The sequence below is a fragment of the Luteimonas sp. MC1750 genome, from assembly GCF_016615955.1.
GTDB lineage: Bacteria > Pseudomonadota > Gammaproteobacteria > Xanthomonadales > Xanthomonadaceae > Luteimonas.
Window position 1 is genome coordinate 510,839 of record NZ_CP067113.1, and the last position, 15,816, is coordinate 526,654.

Annotated in this window: 14 protein-coding genes and 1 pseudogene; 6 read left to right on the forward strand and 9 right to left on the reverse strand. The window is 71.3% G+C overall.

Annotation, left to right across the window (positions count from 1 at the left end; all coding sequences use genetic code 11):
- Nucleotides 1-2: 2 nt before the first annotated feature.
- Together JGR68_RS02410 and JGR68_RS02415 are read right to left on the reverse strand one after the other, a co-directional pair.
- The gene (locus tag JGR68_RS02410) at nt 3-803 is read right to left on the reverse strand and encodes an ATP-binding cassette domain-containing protein (RefSeq protein ID WP_234446563.1); all 801 of its coding nucleotides are present in this window, start codon (nt 801-803) and stop codon (nt 3-5) included.
- Entirely contained in the window at nt 800-1,909 is a 1,110-nt protein-coding gene (locus JGR68_RS02415; protein ID WP_199360237.1) for an ABC transporter permease, read from the reverse strand. Before JGR68_RS02415 ends, JGR68_RS02410 begins: the two co-directional genes overlap by 4 nt.
- A 50-nt stretch (nt 1,910-1,959) precedes the next feature.
- Between JGR68_RS02415 and JGR68_RS02420 the strand changes: the two genes are divergently transcribed.
- Nucleotides 1,960-3,204, forward strand: a complete 1,245-nt coding sequence (locus tag JGR68_RS02420) for a threonine/serine exporter family protein (RefSeq protein WP_199360238.1) — start codon at nt 1,960-1,962, stop codon at nt 3,202-3,204.
- Nucleotides 3,205-3,500: 296 nt separating this feature from the next.
- On the opposite strand, the gene JGR68_RS02425 is transcribed toward JGR68_RS02420, so the two are convergent.
- From JGR68_RS02425 to JGR68_RS02440, 4 genes are all read right to left on the reverse strand, one after another.
- Nucleotides 3,501-3,872 carry an H-NS histone family protein gene (locus JGR68_RS02425; protein WP_199360239.1) on the reverse strand — a complete coding sequence of 124 codons (372 nt, stop codon included), beginning with the start codon at nt 3,870-3,872 and terminating at the stop codon, nt 3,501-3,503.
- A 124-nt stretch (nt 3,873-3,996) separates the two neighbouring features.
- Nucleotides 3,997-5,724 (reverse strand): proline--tRNA ligase, encoded by a 1,728-nt coding sequence (locus tag JGR68_RS02430; protein WP_199360240.1) that lies wholly within the window; start codon nt 5,722-5,724, stop codon nt 3,997-3,999.
- Nucleotides 5,725-5,798: 74 nt separating this feature from the next.
- Nucleotides 5,799-6,077 carry a DUF4124 domain-containing protein gene (locus JGR68_RS02435; protein WP_199360241.1) on the reverse strand — a complete coding sequence of 93 codons (279 nt, stop codon included), beginning with the start codon at nt 6,075-6,077 and terminating at the stop codon, nt 5,799-5,801.
- A 20-nt stretch (nt 6,078-6,097) separates the two neighbouring features.
- The gene (locus JGR68_RS02440; protein ID WP_199360242.1) at nt 6,098-6,484 is read right to left on the reverse strand and encodes a DUF4124 domain-containing protein; all 387 of its coding nucleotides are present in this window, start codon (nt 6,482-6,484) and stop codon (nt 6,098-6,100) included.
- A gap of 131 nt (nt 6,485-6,615) precedes the next feature.
- Here JGR68_RS02440 and pssA point away from each other — a divergent pair, with 131 nt between their 5' ends.
- From pssA to rimI, 3 genes and pseudogenes are all read left to right on the forward strand, one after another.
- Nucleotides 6,616-7,386: a CDP-diacylglycerol--serine O-phosphatidyltransferase gene (pssA, locus tag JGR68_RS02445; protein WP_199360243.1), complete on the forward strand. Its 771-nt coding sequence runs from the start codon at nt 6,616-6,618 to the stop codon at nt 7,384-7,386.
- A gap of 116 nt (nt 7,387-7,502) precedes the next feature.
- Nucleotides 7,503-7,661 (forward strand): annotated as a pseudogene (locus JGR68_RS13980) (alanine acetyltransferase); the annotation flags it as partial.
- A 32-nt stretch (nt 7,662-7,693) separates the two neighbouring features.
- On the forward strand, nt 7,694-8,137 hold the full coding sequence (rimI, locus tag JGR68_RS02455) for a ribosomal protein S18-alanine N-acetyltransferase (protein WP_199360874.1): 444 nt from the start codon (nt 7,694-7,696) through the stop codon (nt 8,135-8,137).
- A 300-nt stretch (nt 8,138-8,437) separates the two neighbouring features.
- Here rimI and JGR68_RS02460 read toward each other — a convergent pair whose 3' ends face one another.
- The 3 genes from JGR68_RS02460 to JGR68_RS02470 form a co-directional block, all read right to left on the reverse strand.
- On the reverse strand, nt 8,438-11,293 hold the full coding sequence (locus tag JGR68_RS02460) for a valine--tRNA ligase (RefSeq protein ID WP_199360244.1): 2,856 nt from the start codon (nt 11,291-11,293) through the stop codon (nt 8,438-8,440).
- A gap of 43 nt (nt 11,294-11,336) precedes the next feature.
- Entirely contained in the window at nt 11,337-11,777 is a 441-nt protein-coding gene (locus JGR68_RS02465; protein WP_199360245.1) for a DNA polymerase III subunit chi, read from the reverse strand.
- 67 nt (nt 11,778-11,844) lie between these two features.
- Nucleotides 11,845-13,326 (reverse strand): leucyl aminopeptidase, encoded by a 1,482-nt coding sequence (locus tag JGR68_RS02470; RefSeq protein ID WP_199360246.1) that lies wholly within the window; start codon nt 13,324-13,326, stop codon nt 11,845-11,847.
- A 143-nt stretch (nt 13,327-13,469) separates the two neighbouring features.
- Here JGR68_RS02470 and lptF point away from each other — a divergent pair, with 143 nt between their 5' ends.
- Together lptF and lptG are read left to right on the forward strand one after the other, a co-directional pair.
- Nucleotides 13,470-14,567 carry an LPS export ABC transporter permease LptF gene (lptF, locus tag JGR68_RS02475; protein ID WP_199360247.1) on the forward strand — a complete coding sequence of 366 codons (1,098 nt, stop codon included), beginning with the start codon at nt 13,470-13,472 and terminating at the stop codon, nt 14,565-14,567.
- Nucleotides 14,564-15,673 carry an LPS export ABC transporter permease LptG gene (gene lptG, locus JGR68_RS02480; RefSeq protein WP_199360248.1) on the forward strand — a complete coding sequence of 370 codons (1,110 nt, stop codon included), beginning with the start codon at nt 14,564-14,566 and terminating at the stop codon, nt 15,671-15,673. Before lptF ends, lptG begins: the two co-directional genes overlap by 4 nt.
- Nucleotides 15,674-15,816 lie beyond the last annotated feature (143 nt).

A 15,816-nucleotide genomic window follows, 5' to 3' on the forward strand; every position in this document is an offset into this window, starting at 1 on the left:
GATCAGGGTTCCACGGCGGCGCGTTCGCCCGCCTCTCGTGCCGCGCGACCGCGCGGGCCGTTGAAGTATTCCTGCACCCACGGATGCTCGAGGCGTTCGATCTCGTCCAGCGGCCCCGTCGCCACGATCCGGCGGTCGGCAATGACCGCCACCCGGTCGCAGATAGCGTACAGCGTGTCCAGGTCGTGGGTGATGATGAAGACGGTCAGCCCGAGCGCCTGGCGCAGGGTGAGGATGAGGCTGTCGAAGGCGGCCGCGCCGATCGGATCGAGCCCGGCGGTGGGCTCGTCGAGGAACAGCAGCGGCGGGTCCATGGCCAGCGCGCGCGCAAGGCCGGCGCGCTTGCGCATGCCGCCGGACAGCTGCGAGGGCAGCTTGTTGATCGCGTCGGCGGGCAGGCCGGCCAGCTTGACCTTGAGCAGGGCGAGCTCGCGGCGCAGGCCGTCGGGGAGGTTGGGGTGGTGCTCCTTCAGCGGCACCTCGACGTTCTCGCCCACGGTCAGCGACGAGAACAGCGCGCCGTCCTGGAACAGCACGCCGGTATTGCGTTCGATATGCAGGCGGCTGGCGTCGTCGCCGGCGCGTCCGTCCACGCCCAGCACTTCGATCTCCCCCTCGTCCGGCGTGCGCAGCCCGATGATCGAGCGCATGAGCACCGACTTGCCGCTTCCCGAGCCGCCGACCACGCCGAGGATCTCGCCCTCGCGCACCTCCAGGTCGAGGCCCTCGTGCACCACCTGGGCACCGAAGCGGTTGCCCAGCCCGCGCACGCGGACCACCGGTCGCGCGGCGTCGGCGCTCACCAGCCCACCTGCATGAACCAGATCGCGGCGAAGGCGTCGAGCAGGATCACCATCGAGATCGTCTGCACCACGCTGGACGTGGTGCGCTCGCCCAGCGACTGCGCCGTGCCCTGGACCTGCAGCCCTTCCAGGCAGCCGATCAGGCCGATGACCAGCGCGAACACCGGCGCCTTGGACATGCCCACGAAGAAGTGGCGCAGCTCCATGGTGTCCTGCAGCCGGGTCGCGAACGCCTGGGGCGGAATGTCGAGCTCGAAGGCGGCCACCGCCATGCCGCCGAGCAGGCCCGCGATCATCGCGATGAAGGTCAGCAGCGGCAGCATGAGCAGCAGCGCCAGCAGCCGCGGCAGCACCAGCAGCTCCATCGGATCCATGCCCAGCGTGCGCACCGCGTCGACCTCCTCGCGGGTGACCATGATCCCGATCTGCGCGGTGAACGCGCTGGCGGTGCGGCCAGCGAGCAGGATCGCGGTCAGCAGCACGCCGAATTCGCGCAGGAAGGCGATCCCCACCAGTTCGACGACGAAGATGGTCGCGCCGAAGTCGGCGAGGATGCTCGAGCCGAGGTAGGCGATCACCGCCCCGACCATGAACGACAGCAGGGCCACCAGCGGCATCGCGTCCAGGCCCACCTGCTCCATGTGGTGGACGGTGGAGGTGACGCGCAGGCGGCGCGGCTCGCGCGCGATGCGGGCGAGCTTGACCAGGCTTTCGCCGAGGAAGCTCACCAGGGCCACGATCTCGCGGCCGTTGAGGTGCATGGTCTCACCCAGCCGCGCCAGCGCCGCGGCGACGCCGTATTCGCGGCGCTTCTTCGGGCGGTCGTCGGCCACGTCCTCGATCGCGGCCACCAGCGCCATGTGGTCCTCGCGATAGCGGATCGCGTCGTCGCCCAGTCCCTGCCGGTGCGCGTAGCGCAGCAGCTGCAGCACGCCCATGGAGTCCAGGCGCTCGACGGCGGTCGCGTCGACCGCGTTCGCGCCCCCGGGCGCGTCGGCCAGCACCGACGTCACCGCCCCGGCCTGCTCCAGCGTCCAGCTGCCTGCAAGGCGCAGCGTGCCGTCGTCGAGTGCGAGCGTCGGAGTGCTGGCGGTCGTGGCGGGCATGCGCGGAGGATACCGAACACAGGGTCGATCGCGCGTGCCATCCTTTGTGCATGTCGCGCCCGTTTCCCCAGGAAGCCTACGCCGCCCGCATCGCCTTCATGGTCGAGCTGGCCGAACACCTGCACGCCTACGGCACCACCACGCCCCGCCTGGAAGGCGCGCTGGAGCTGGTGGCGCAGCGCCTGGGCCTCGAGTGCGAGCCGTGGACCAACCCCACCGGCATGGTGCTGTCCTTCAGCGATCCGATGCGTCCGCCGGGCGACGGCGACGCCACGCGCGTGCTGCGCCTGCCGCCCGGCGAGAACGACCTCGGCCGGCTGTGCGACGTCGACCGCATCGCCGAGGACGTGCTGGCCGGTCGCATCGGCCTGGCCGAAGGACACGCCGCGCTGCGCGCGCTGGACCGGCCGCTGACGCGGCGGCAAAACCTGATGCAGGTGCTGGGCTTCGGCCTCGCCGCCGTGGGCATCGCCGGCCTGCTGCGGCTGCCGTGGCTGGACATCGGCACGGCGGCGGTGGTCGGCCTGGTCATCGGTCTGCTGCAGGTCGCGGCGCGCACGCGGCCGCGGCTGCGCGAGGCCAACGACGCGGTCAGCGCGATGGTGGCGGCCGCGATCACCATCATGGTGGCGGCCTGGGTGGCGCCGCTGAACCTCAACACCGTGATCATCTCGGCGCTGATCGTGCTCATGCCCGGCCTTGCGCTCACCAACGCGGTGAACGAACTGACCAGCCAGCACCTGATGTCGGGCACGGCGCGCTTCGCCGGCGCGGTGGCGACGATGATCATGCTCACCGTGGGCACGATGGTCGCCATGGTCGGCATGGAAATGCTGGGCGTCGTGCCGCAGGTGCGGGCCTGGCGGCCGCAGCCGGACTGGGTGGAATGGTGCGGGCTGGCGGTGGCGTCGATCGCCTTCGCGGTGCTGTTCCGGGCGAAGGGTCGCGACTGGCTGCTCGTGGCGCTGGCCGCGGCCACGGGCTATCTGGTGTCGCGCAAGGCCGGACTTGCCTGGGGCGCGGAGTTCGGCATCTTCCTGGCGGCGCTGGTGGTGACGGCCGCCGGCAACGGCTATGCGCGCTGGGCCTGGCGCCCGGGCGCGGTGGTGCGGGTGCCCGGCATCATCCTGATGGTGCCCGGCAGCGCCAGCGTGCGCACCCTGATCACGTCGGTGCAGCAGCAGGACGTGGCCGCGGGCCAGAGCGCCGCGATGGCGGTGATCAACATCCTGCTGTCGATCGTCGCCGGCCTGATCTTCGGCAACCTGCTGCTGCCGGCGCGCCGGAACCTCTGACCCGGGGGGCGCTGCTGTGCGGTGCCCGTCGCGGATGCAGGGGGGATGACCAGCCGGAATCTTCGCTGTCCTGCTCCCAGTTCCGGCCGCCGGCCATCCATGGCCGGCTCTGGCCATCCCCCCTGCATCCGCGACGGGTCCGACCTTTTTCGCGATCCTGTGGCAGGAAAAGCCCGAGCGCGGGGCCGGCCGTTGCGTCTTCGTTGACGTGAGCCTGTGCGTGGGACAGGCTGCGTGGACCCGACCGGAGTCCTCATCCGCAAAAACAAAACCCCCGCCGGAGCGGGGGTCGTCAATCACGCGATCAGGAAATCCTCGGGCTTCTTGCCCTTGGACACTTCCTCGGCCATCCAGCGCGGCTGCTTGCCGCGGCCGGTCCAGGTCTGCTCGGCGTTCGCCGGGTTGCGGTACTTCGGCGCCACCTTGATGCCGGTGGTCTTGCGCGGCGCGCGCGGGGCCTTGGTCGCGCGTGGCTCGGTGCCGGCGGACGACGCACCGCCGCCGAACAGTTCGGCGATGGTGTAGCCCTCGGCCGCCGCCGCCGCCTTCAGGCGCGCGCGCACGGTGGTGATCGGCTTGCGCTTCTTGAGCACGGTCTTGCGCTTCTTCGCCTGCGTGATCAGGGTTTCGAGTTCCCTGGCCGAAAGCGTATTGAGGTCGATGGACATTGCATCTCCGGTGGATTTCAGAAGGTGGCGCCGATTATCGGCGACGCGCCGATGTTAATCGTCCACGCGGCGGGCGGCAAAATATCCCGCGCCGCCGCCTGATAATCGCCCCGGTATTTCGCGATCAGCCGGGCAGGCGCTGCAGCAGGGTTTCGCGATCCAGGTGTTCGGCCTCGCCCGCGGTGCGCGCGCGATATTCGAACGTGCCGGCCTCGAGGCCACGACCGGAGACCACCACGCGATGCGGGATGCCGACCAGCTCCATGTCGGCGAACATCGGGCCCGGGCGCAGGCCGCGGTCGTCGAGCACCACGTCGATGCCGCGCGCGGCGAGTTCGTCGTGCAGGGCCGCCGCCGCTTCCGCCACGGCCGGATCGTTCTTCGGATTGATGATGCAGACCGCCACCGTCCACGGCGCCATCGCCTGCGGCCAGACGATGCCGGCCGCGTCGTGGTTCTGCTCGATGGCAGCCGCGACGATGCGCGACACGCCGATGCCGTAGCAGCCCATCATCGGCACCGCGGCCTTGCCGGCGCCGTCGAGCACCTTGCAGCCCATCGCCTCGGCGTACTTGCCGCCAAGCTGGAAGATGTGGCCGACCTCGATGCCGCGCATCAGGCGCAGGGTGCCGCCGTCCTCGGCGCGGTCGCCCTCGACCACGTTGCGCAGGTCGGCGACGGCGTCGGGCTCGGGCAGGTCGCGGCCCCAGTTGACGCCGGCGATGTGCTGGCCGGGGCGGTTGGCGCCGACCACGAAGTCGGCCATCGCGGCGACCTCCAGGTCGGCGACCACGCGCACCGGCTTTGCCGGCGCCACCGGGCCCAGGAAGCCGGGCTCGCTGCCGAGGTGCTCGAGGATCTCGCTTTCGGTGGCCATGCGGTAGTCGGCCAGCCCCGCGACCTTGGCCAGCTTGATCTCGTTGACCTCGTGGTCGCCGCGGACCAGCACCAGCACGAATCGCGGCCTGCCTTCCGCGTCCTGGCCGATCACCGCCACCGACTTCGCGGTGCGCGCCAGCGGGATTCCCATCAATGCGGCCACCGCCTCGCAGGTCTTCTGCGTGGGCGTGTCGATCGCGCGCATGGCCTCGGCCGGCGCCGGGCGCGGGCCGGGTGCGGCCGCGCGGGCGGTCTCGACGTTGGCGGCATAGCCGGTCGGGTCATCCCCGTTGCCGGTGTCCGACCAGGCGATGGCGTCCTCGCCGGAGTCGGCCAGGACGTGGAACTCCTGCGAGGCGTCACCGCCGATCGCGCCGGTATCGGCGAGCACCGCGCGGAAGCGCAGGCCCAGGCGGCTGAAGATACGGGTGTAGGCCGCATGCATCCTGGCGTAGGACGCCGCCATGCCCTCGGCGTCGATGTCGAAGGAGTAGGCGTCCTTCATCAGGAACTCGCGCGCGCGCATCACGCCGAAGCGCGGCCGGATCTCGTCGCGGAACTTGGCCTGCACCTGGTAGAAGGTCACCGGCAGCTGCTTGTAGCTGGCCAGCTCCTGGCGCGCGAAGTCGGTGATGACCTCCTCGTGCGTCGGGCCGTAGGCGTACTCGGCGTCCTTGCGGTCGCGGATCTTCAGCAGCTGGCCGCCGAACTTCTCCCAGCGCCCGGTCTCCTCCCACAGCTCGCGCGGCTGGATGGACGGCATCAGCAGCTCGATCGCGCCGGCGGCGTCCATTTCCTCGCGCACCACCGCCTCGACCTTGCGCAGCACGCGCAGGCCCAGCGGGGACCAGGTGTAGATGCCGGCGGCGAGCTTGCGGATCATCCCCGCCTTGAGCATCAGCTTGTGGCTGACGAGCTCGGCTTCGGCCGGGGTTTCCTTTTCGGTGTGGAGGTGGAACTGCGACAGGCGCATCGGCGGCATCATCGGTCTGGTGGTTCGGCCGGTGATTGTGCCATGCAGCACGCGCGCCGCCCGGCGCCGGCCACCTACTGGCGGCCGCCGTCGACCTCGATGCCGTCGCGCGGCTGGATGTCGACGGTCTCGTAGCGCCGCCCGCGCGGCGGTGGCTCCTGCGTGACCTGGAGCACGCCGGCGGCGTCGGTCCAGCGGTACAGCACCGGGCGCGCGTCCTCGGCGTTCGCGCTGGCCGCCTGTTCGGCGCGCTGGCGCCTGGCCTCGGCCGCCGCCGGCGCCTCGCGCGCGAACCACCAGGCCACGGCGATGCCGGCGGCCAATCCGGCGACCACGGCCCAGCGGGTCTGCATGGCGCGCCGGCTCCCGGCGGTCAGGGCGTGCAGTAGGCCTTGGCCGCGGCCTGGGCCAGCTCGAGCTGGCTGGTCCGCTGCGCCGCGTCGAGCACCTTGTCGGGCTTGCCGTCGCCGTCGGTGTCGTGCATCACGTCGCCTTCGGCCTGCAGGGCGGTGAGGTTGGCGCGGGCCGCGGTGCACTGCGGATTGACCGGCGCCGCGGCCGCGGCTACGGCCACGGCCGGCGACGTCGCCCCCGACGAGGTGATCAGGCGGTGCTCGTACTTGCCGCTGGCGGGCGGCGTCTGCGAGTAGTGGGTGACGCCGTTGGCGTCGGTCCACTTGTAGACCTCGCCGGCGGTCTGCTGGGCGATGGCCGGCGCGGCGGCGAACGCCAGGACGGCGCCAAGGACGAAGCGGTACATGGTGGACTCCTGCCGTGCGGGCGTGGCCGCTGATTGCAGCATCGGGGGCGGGTCCGCGCAAGCGCCGCGGGCCGGTTCCGTGACCGTGCCTGCGCCCGCGGGCCCGCCGCGGCGGCGGTTACACTTGCCCCATGGACGAGTTGCCCCCCAAGCCACGGCGCGGCCGCGGCATCTACCTGCTGCCCAACCTGTTCACCACGGGCGGGCTGTTCGCGGGCTTTTTCGCGATCATCGCCGCCTCGCAGGGCCGCATCGAGGCCGCCTGCATCGCGATCTTCGTCGCCGCCATCCTCGATGGCCTCGACGGCCGGGTGGCCCGCCTGACCAATACCCAGAGCGAGTTCGGCGTGCAGTACGACTCGCTGTCCGACCTGGTGAGCTTCGGCATGGCGCCGGCGCTGGTGATGTACCACTGGTCGCTGGTGTCGATGAAGCTCGACGGCGCCACCCTGGGCAAGATCGGCTGGCTGGCGGCGTTCCTGTATGCCGCCTGTGCTGCGCTGCGGCTGGCGCGTTTCAACAGCCAAGTGGGCAAGATCGACAAGCGCTGGTTCATCGGCCTGGCCAGCCCCGCGGCCGCGGGCATCATGGCCAGCTCGGTGTGGACCTTCCACAGCCTCGACCTCAGCGGCGAGGCGCTGCGCTACGCGGCACTGGCAATCACCGTGGTCTGCGGGCTGCTGATGGTCAGCCAGTTCCGCTACACCAGCTTCAAGGGCAGCGGCAGCGGGCCGGGCTCCGACCGGGTGCCGTTCTTCGCGCTGCTGCTGGTGGTGGCGGCGCTGATCGCGCTGTGGATCGATCCGCCCAAGACGCTGCTCGCGGTGCTGGGCGTCTATGCGCTGTCGGGTCCGGCGCTGTGGCTGTGGCGCCTGCGCGGTCGTCGCGGAGCCGGCGCCTGATGGCCGGGCTGGCCTGGGATCCGTGGCAGCGCGAGGTGCTGGCGGCGATGGGCCACCAGGTCCTGGCGCGCGCGCCGCGCGCGGCCGACATCGTGCCCGACGATCCGCTGGCGCACGCGCTGTTGCGGGCGGCAGGGCGCGGGCCGGAATCCGGCGACGCCGCCGAACTGCTGCGCGGCCTGCCGCCGCTGGCGACGCTGCGCGGCGACGCCGCCGCCAAGCGCGCCCTGTGGCCCCGGCTGCGCGCGCTGCGCCGCGGAGCCGCGCCGGCGTGAGCGCCGCGCTGGCCGACGCGGTGCGTCCGGTCATGCGGCCGATGCGCATCGAGGACCTCGATGCGGTGATGGTGGTCGAGCGCCGCGCCTATCCCTTTCCGTGGTCGATCGGGACCTTCCGCGACTGCCTGTTCGCCGGCTATCCGGCCTGGGTGCTGCTGGAAGGCGGCGCCTTCATCGGCCACGGCGTGCTGAGCGTGGCCGCGGACGAGGCGCACGTGCTCAACGTCTGCGTCGATCCGGCCCGGCAGGGCCGCGGCCATGGCCGCATCCTGCTGCGTGCGCTGGTCGACGCCGCGCGCGGCCGTGGTGCCAGCCGCGTCTTCCTCGAGGTCCGGCCGTCGAACCCCGCGGCCATCGCCCTGTACGAGGACGAGGGCTTCAACGAGATCGGCCGCCGCCCACGCTATTACCCCGCCGCCAACAACGGCCGCGAGGACGCGATCGTGATGGCGATGGAGCTGTTCGCGGAGTAGGGGTCTGCCCGGCCGAAGCAAAGAGCGCTTTTGCCACGGATTTGCGCGGATCGGCGCGGATTTGCGCGGATAGAGCGAAAGCGGATCAAAGAAAAAGCACTCATCGGGAAATGCACTTTTGCGAGGTGCGTGCCTCGGCAGGGGCGGCCGTCCACGCCCACCCTGCGTTTTCTCCAGCAGCCTCCACGACCCTTGCCTCGGACTGATCCGTGTAAATCCGCGCCGATCCGCGCAAATCCGTGGCAAGAACGCTTCTCGCTCCTGGCACCGAAGCCGCCCGCAGCCAATTCGCGGGCGACCTCAGAGGCGGGCGCGCTGCGCGGCGAGGGCCTCGTGCTGCGCGGTCCAGTCGGCCAGGCGCGTGCGCTCCTGTTCGACCACGGCGGCGGGTGCGTTGGCGACGAAGGTCTCGCTGGCGAGCTTGCCCTTGGCCTTCGCCAGTTCGCCGGCCACGCGCTTGAGCTCCTTGTCCAGGCGCGTGCGCTCAGCGTCGAGGTCGACCAGGCCTTCCAGCGGCACGAAGAGCTTCAGCTCGCCGACCAGGGCCGCGGCGGCCGGCGGCGGGTCGCCGGTGATGGCCTCGATGCCTTCGACCCTGGTCAGGAAGCCCAGCTGCGCGCCGAAGCGCGCGATCCGCTCGGCGTCGGCCGCGCCACCGCCCGCCACCAGCAGGCGGATCGGCCTGGCCGGCGACACGCCGAGTTCGCTGCGGATGCGGCGCACGGCGGACACCATGGCCTTGAGCCATTCCACGTCGCCCGCCGCGGACGAGAAGTCCTGGCCGGCGAAGTCCGCCGCGCGGGGATAGGCGCGCGCCATGATGCTCTCGCCCTCGATGCCGAGCCGCGGCGCGACCTGCTGCCACAGCTCTTCGGTGACGAACGGCACCAGCGGATGCAGCAGGCAGAGCAGGCGCTCGAGCACGAACAGCAGGGTGTGCCGGGTGCTGGCGGCGGCCTGCGCGTCGCTGCCGTTGAGCGCGGGCTTGGCGAGCTCGACGAACCAGTCGCAGAACGCGTTCCACGCGAACTCGTACAGCGCCTGCGACAGCAGGTCGAAGCGGTAGCCGGCGAAGTGCACTTCGGCCTCGGCGGTGACCGCGGCCAGGCGGGCGAGGATCCACTGCTCGGGCGCGGTGACCGCCGCCGGCGCGGCGTCCATCGCCCCGGCGCCCTCGGTGTTCATCAGCACGAAGCGCGTGGCGTTCCACAGCTTGTTGCAGAAGTTCTTGTAGCCCTCGGCACGCGCCAGGTCGAACTTGATGTCGCGTCCGGGGCCGGCGAGCGCGGCCATGGTGAAGCGCAGCGCATCGGCGCCGAAGGCGGGAATGCCGTCCGGGAATTCCTTGCGGGTGGCCTTCGCGATCCTGTCGGCCATCTTCGGCTGCATCAGCCCGGCGGTGCGCTTGGCGACCAGGTCGTCGATCGGGATGCCGTCGATGATGTCCAGCGGGTCGAGGATGTTGCCCTTCGACTTGGACATCTTCTGGCCGTCCTTGTCGCGCACCAGGCCGGTCACGTAGACGTCGCGGAAGGGCAGCTGTCCGGTCAGGTGGTCGGTCATCATGATCATCCGGGCGACCCAGAAGAAGATGATGTCGAAGCCGGTGACCAGCACGTCGGAAGGCAGGAAGCGGTCATAGCCGCGCTTGGCCATGGCGTCGGCGTCGGGCCAGCCCATGGTGCTGAAGGGCCACAGCGCGGAGGAAAACCAGGTCTCCAGCACGTCGTCGTCCTGCGACAGCGGACCGGCGTAGCCCGCCGCGTCGGCCTTCGCGCGGGCTTCGGCCGCGTCGTGGCCGACGAAGATCTCGCCGCCGCTGCCGTACCACGCCGGAATGCGGTGGCCCCACCAGAGCTGGCGGCTGATGCACCAGTCCTGGATGTTGCCCAGCCAGTGGCGGTAGGTGTTGATCCAGTTGCCGGGGACGAAGCGCACCTGGCCGTCGGTCGCGTCGGCGCCGCCGGCGAGTTCCAGCCCGCGCGCGCCGAGTCCATCCATGCGCACGAACCACTGGTCGGTCAGCCACGGCTCGATGACCTGGCCGGTGCGGTCGCCGCGCGGCACCTGCAGCGTGTGCGGCTTCGCTTCCACCAGCAGGCCGGCGGCCTCGAGGTCGTCGAGTACCGCCGTGCGCGCCGCGTAGCGGTCCAGCCCGCGGTAGTGCGTCGGGATCGCCTCGTCACCGGAGACGATCCTCGCGTCGGAGGTCAGCACGTTGATCATCGGCAGGCCGTGGCGCTGCCCGACCGCATAGTCGTTGAAGTCGTGCGCGGGCGTCACCTTGACCACGCCGGTGCCGAAGTCGCGCTCGACGTACTCGTCGCTGATCACCGGGATGCGGCGGCCGGTCAGCGGCAGTTCGACGAAGGCGCCGTGCAGCGCGGCGTAGCGCGGGTCCTCCGGATGCACCATCACCGCGGTGTCGCCGAGCATGGTTTCCGGGCGCGTGGTGGCCACGACCAGGTAGTCGCGGGTCTCGCGCAGCGTCTCGTTGCCGTCGGCGTCGTGCTCGACGTGTTCGTAGCGGGCACCGTCGGCCAGCGGATAGCGGATCGACCACAGATGGCCGTCTTCTTCCTCGCTGACGACCTCCAGGTCGGAGATCGCGGTCTGCAGCACCGGGTCCCAGTTGACCAGGCGCTGGCCGCGGTAGATGAGTCCCTCGGCGTGCATGCGCACGAAGGCCTCGACCACCGCGGTCGAGGCGCCGGGATCCATGGTGAAGACGCTGCGCGACCAGTCGCCCGAGGCACCCATGCGCCGCATCTGGCGCTCGATGGTGTCGCCCGACTGCCCCTTCCACTCCCAGACCTTGTCGATGAAGCCTTCGCGGCCCAGCGAATCGCGGGTCTCGCCGCGGCCCTCGCGCTCGAGGTTGCGCGCGACCACCATCTCGGTGGCGATGCCCGCGTGGTCGCTGCCCACCTGCCACAGGGTGCGGAAGCCGCGCATGCGGTGGTAGCGCACCAGCGCGTCCTGCAGCGTGTGCTGGAATGCGTGGCCCATGTGCAGGGTGCCGGTGACGTTGGGCGGCGGCAGCAGGATCGAATACGCGGGACCGTCGCCGGCGGGCGCGAACGCGCCGCTGGACTCCCATTGCGCATAGAGGCGGGATTCGAAGGACCTGGGGTCGTAGCCGGTGGCGAGGGTCATCGGAGGACTCGGAAAGCGGGCAGGGCGGGGGCGGGCCCCGGCGTTACATGTCGTACTTGTTGAGCGCGAAGCCGCGCGCCTTGTACTGGGTCCAGCGGGCGCGCAGCGGATCGCGCGCGGAGGGATCCGCCGGCACCACTTCCAGCACGCGCGCGACCTCGCCTTCGACCGCGGCGTCGCGCAGGTTCAGCACCAGCGGGCGCAGCGGCACGTCGATCTCCGGCGGCACGATGAGCACGTCGGTCTCGGCCTCGTCGCCGCCCTCGTCGTCATCGAAGCCGGTGCCGGCGATCTCGTGGGGGATGAAGGCGTCGGGCTCGAACGACCACATCAGGTCGTCGAGGCGCTCGGCCTGCTCCATGTCGCGGGCCAGCACCAGCATCGGCTGGTTGGCCGCGCAGGCCTTCTTGGCCAGTTCGCAGACCAGCAGCAGCGGCTCGTCGCGGAAGCGGGGCTTGGCAATCAGGTAGAAATCGGCGCGCATGCGGGTTCCCGGTCGACGGCAGGGCCGGCCGGCTCCCGCGAACGGAAGCCCGCGCCGGCCCGGGGGCTTACTGGGCGACCTGGTCCATCAGCCACTGCGACAGCAGGCCGACCGGACGGCCGGTGGCCAGCCCGTTCTTGCCGCTGTGGCTGGCGCTGCCGGCGATGTCGAGGTGCGCCCAGCGCTGGCCTTCGGTGAAGCGCGCCAGGAAGCAGCCCGCGGTCACCGCGCCGGCCCAGCGGCCGCCGATGTTGTAGACGTCGGCGAAGCTGGAATCGAGCATGGTCTGGTACTCGTCCCACAGCGGCAGGCGCCAGGCGCGGTCGAACACCTCTTCGCCGGCGGCCAGCAGTTCCTGGCCGAGGTCGTCGTGCTTGGTCATGAGCCCGGTGGCGAAGCTGCCCAGGGCGACCATGCAGGCGCCGGTGAGCGTGGCCACGTCGACCAGCGCCTGCGGCTCGAAGCGCTGCGCATAGGTCAGCGCGTCGCACAGGATCAGGCGGCCCTCGGCGTCGGTGTTGCCGACTTCGATGGTCTTGCCGGACATGCTGGTGAGGATGTCGGAGGGGCGGTACGAATTGCCGTCGATGGCGTTCTCGACCGCCGGCACCACGACCACCAGGTTCACCGGCAGGTCCATGCCCGCGGCGGCGACGAAGGTACCCAGCACCGAGCCGGCGCCGAGCATGTCGTACTTCATCTCCTCGATGCCGCCCTGGGTCTTCAGGTTGACGCCGCCGGTGTCGAAGGTGATGCCCTTGCCGACCAGCACATAGGGCTTCGCATCACCGCCGTTGCTCCACTTCAGGACGATGAGCTTCGGCGCGTTGGCCGAGCCGCGGCCGACCGCCAGCAGCGAGCCCATGCCGAGCTTCTCCATGTCCTCGCGCTCGAGGACCTCGCAGGAGGCCTTGTCGAACTTGGCGGCGAATTCCTGCGCCTGCTGTGCGAGGTAGGCCGGGTTGCAGATGTTCGGCGGCAGGTGGCCCAGCTCGCGGGTGAAGGCGACGCCGGCGGCGATGGCCTGGCCCTGCGCCAGGGCGGCGGCGTCGTTGCCGGCGATCTCGAGGCGCTCGAGGCCCTTCTCGCCGCGCTTGCGGTTCTTCTCGCCCAGCGTCGCGGTGTAGCGGTAGGCGGCGTGGCCGGCGGCGATGGCGGCCTGGCGGATCGTCCAGGCGGCGTCGCGGCCGGGGACCTCGACCTCGGACAGGGTCAGCAGGGCCGAGCGCACCGGGCCGGTCTTCACCGCGCGCACCGCGTCGGCAATGGCCTTCAGGTACTGCGGAACCGCGAACTTGCCCGGCTCGCCCAGGCCGACCACCAGCACGCGCGGCGCCGAGACGCCGGCGACGTCGTGCAGCATCGCGACCTTGCCGGTGGCACCGTCGACGTCGCCGCGCGCGGCAAGCGCCGTCAGGCGTCCACCGCTGGCCTCGTCGAGGGCGCGGGCGGCGGGCGTCAGGGTCTTGTCGGCGTAGGCACCGACCACCACGCAATCGACGGCGGCGGTGGCGGGGGCGGCGTTGTTCAGGGCGAATTCGAGGGTCATGGGGTCCTGTACTGGGGTTTGGCGTGAAGTGTTCCTTACAATCCGCGGTCCAGAATGCGGCGTTGCGCCGCAGCGCCCGTGTCCCGGCGCGGCCCTGGCGGTGTATGGACGAACCCCCGATTCTAATGCAAGGCCGCCCCCGGATGCCGAAGCTCGACCGCTACCTGTTCCGCGAATTCGCCCAGTCCACCTTCGCGGCCCTCGTGGTGCTGATGATCGTGAGCCTTGGCGGCGTGTTCGCCGACGTTCTCGGCGATATCGCCCGCGGACGGGTCCCGGCGGGCCTGATGCTCTCGCAGCTCGGCCTGATGGTGCTGAACTACCTGCCGCTGATCCTGCCGCTGGGCCTGATGCTCGGGCTGCTGCTGGCGGTGGGCCGGCTGTACCGCGATTCCGAGATGCCGGTGCTGGTCGCCACCGGGGTGGGCCCCGCGCGGCTGCTGCGGCCGCTGATGATGCTGGTGGTGCCGGTGGTGGCCTTCATCGCCGCCTGCTCGCTGTGGCTGGGCCCCTGGGCCAACGACTACTCCCAGCGGATGGTGGCCGAGGGCAACCGCAACCTGCTGCTCGCCGGCCTCGAGGCCGGGCGCTTCGTCGAGCTGCCCGGCGGCAGCGGCGTGGTCTACGTTGGCGCGATGTCGGGCGAGGGCTCGGCCCTGGGCCGGGTGTTCGTCTACCGCCAGGACGAGGAGCGCATGGACGTGACCACCGCCCGCACCGGATTCCTCAGCGTGGACGGCGCGGAGCGCTACCTCGACCTGGGCGAGGGCTTCCGCGTCGAGGGTCCGCTGGCCGAAGGCCTCGACTACCGGATGATGCGCTACCAGCGCAATGAACTCCGCCTGCCGGACGCCGAGACCCGCGCCGCGGGGGACAATCCGGAGTACGCGTCCACCCTGGCCCTGCTTTCGGATCCGCGCGCCGAAGCCCGCGCCCAGCTGCACGCGCGCATCGCGCCGCCGCTGCTGGCGCTGGCCTTCGCGCTCCTCGCGGTGCCGCTGGCGCGCAGCCCGCCGCGCCAGGCGCGCTACGGGCGCATCGCGCTGGGCTTCCTGGCCTACGTGGTGGCGATGAACTTCATGTCGCTGGGCACGCGCTGGCTGGAGGACGGCAAGCTGCCGCTGCCGCTGGGCCTGTGGTGGCTGGTGCTGCCCCTGCTGGCGTTCTCCGCCTGGATGTACTTCCGCGACGGCCAGGTGGGCGCGCCGCGCCTGCGCCGTGGCGCGGAGAAGGCACGATGATGCCGTTCCCGAGGATCCACGACCTGCACGTCGCGCGGGTGGTGGTGTCCACCGTGCTGCTGGTCTGGACCGTGCTGGTCGGCCTGGACGCCGTGCTGGCGGCGGCCGACGAGGTCAAGAACATGGGCCAGGGCAACTACGGCTTCGTCAGCGGCCTGACCTATGTCGCCTACACGCTCCCGCGGCGCGCCTACACCATGTTCCCCACCGCGGCGGTGATCGGTTCGCTGATGGGCCTGGGGCAGCTGGCCGCGACCTCCGAGCTGACCGCGCTGCGCGCGCTCGGCGTCTCGCGGCGCCGGCTGAGCATCTCGGTCGCGGTGCCGCTGGCGCTGCTGACCGCGCTGATGATGCTCAGCGGCGAGACCCTGGGCCCCGGGGCGCAGCGCGCGGCCGACGCGATGCGCGCAGCCGCGCGTTCGAACGACGTCATCGTGGCCCAGTACTCGGGGCTGTGGGCGCGCGAGGGCAACACCTTCCTCAACGCCCGCGACGGCCGCGAGCGCAGCGAGGCGGGCGAGGCCTGGCTGGAGCTCAACGACGTGCGCATGTTCGAGTTCGATGCCGACGGGCGCCTCGAGTCGATCGCCCAGGTCGGCCTGGCCGAGCACCGCAGCAGCGGCTGGTTGCTGCGCGACGTGCGCCGCGTGAGCTTCGAGGAGCGCGCCGTGACCGAAGTGCGGGTGGACGAGGAGCGCTGGGAGTCCCGGCTCGACGCGCAGGCGCTGGCCGCCAGCGCCGGGGGCGCCTTCCGCCCGCGCTACATGTCGGCGAGCGACCTGGCCCAGGGCATCGACTACCGCAAGCGCAACGCGCTCGACGCCAGCGAGTACGAGGAGCACTACTGGGCGCGCTGGTTCTACCCGGTCAACGTGCTGGCGCTGTGCCTGGCGGCGATCCCGTTCGCATTCGGTTCACTGCGCAGCGGCGGCCTGGGCCGGCGGCTCTTCATCGGCGTCGTGTTCGCGCTCGGCTTCTGGATGCTGCAGAACCAGGTCGCCAAGCTCGCCGCGGTCTACGGCTTCGACTACCGCCTCGCCTACGCGATGCCGCCGCTGCTGATGATCACCGTCTCCTGGCTGCTGTTCCGCCGCCGCAGCGGCTGACCGCGCGGCGGGTTGCGCCGCCCGTCCACCGCGTTGGAGAATCCGGGCTCGTCGCGGGGCGGCGGCCCCAGGGCCCGCGGCAGGGGAAATCCGTGGCGATGCCGCGGGCGCTGGGGCGAAACCACAGGGAGAAGCAAGCAATG

Bases quoted from the DNA above. Each gene is read 5' to 3' on its own strand.
- JGR68_RS02415 (WP_199360237.1), bottom strand. From the start codon at position 1,909: ATGCCCGCCACGACCGCCAGCACTCCGACGCTCGCACTCGACGACGGC.
- JGR68_RS02420 (WP_199360238.1), top strand. From the start codon at position 1,960: ATGTCGCGCCCGTTTCCCCAGGAAGCCTACGCCGCCCGCATCGCCTTC.
- JGR68_RS02425 (WP_199360239.1), bottom strand. From the start codon at position 3,872: ATGTCCATCGACCTCAATACGCTTTCGGCCAGGGAACTCGAAACCCTG.
- JGR68_RS02430 (WP_199360240.1), bottom strand. From the start codon at position 5,724: ATGCGCCTGTCGCAGTTCCACCTCCACACCGAAAAGGAAACCCCGGCC.
- JGR68_RS02435 (WP_199360241.1), bottom strand. From the start codon at position 6,077: ATGCAGACCCGCTGGGCCGTGGTCGCCGGATTGGCCGCCGGCATCGCC.
- JGR68_RS02440 (WP_199360242.1), bottom strand. From the start codon at position 6,484: ATGTACCGCTTCGTCCTTGGCGCCGTCCTGGCGTTCGCCGCCGCGCCG.
- pssA (WP_199360243.1), top strand. From the start codon at position 6,616: ATGGACGAGTTGCCCCCCAAGCCACGGCGCGGCCGCGGCATCTACCTG.
- rimI (WP_199360874.1), top strand. From the start codon at position 7,694: ATGCGGCCGATGCGCATCGAGGACCTCGATGCGGTGATGGTGGTCGAG.
- JGR68_RS02460 (WP_199360244.1), bottom strand. From the start codon at position 11,293: ATGACCCTCGCCACCGGCTACGACCCCAGGTCCTTCGAATCCCGCCTC.
- JGR68_RS02465 (WP_199360245.1), bottom strand. From the start codon at position 11,777: ATGCGCGCCGATTTCTACCTGATTGCCAAGCCCCGCTTCCGCGACGAG.
- JGR68_RS02470 (WP_199360246.1), bottom strand. From the start codon at position 13,326: ATGACCCTCGAATTCGCCCTGAACAACGCCGCCCCCGCCACCGCCGCC.
- lptF (WP_199360247.1), top strand. From the start codon at position 13,470: ATGCCGAAGCTCGACCGCTACCTGTTCCGCGAATTCGCCCAGTCCACC.
- lptG (WP_199360248.1), top strand. From the start codon at position 14,564: ATGATGCCGTTCCCGAGGATCCACGACCTGCACGTCGCGCGGGTGGTG.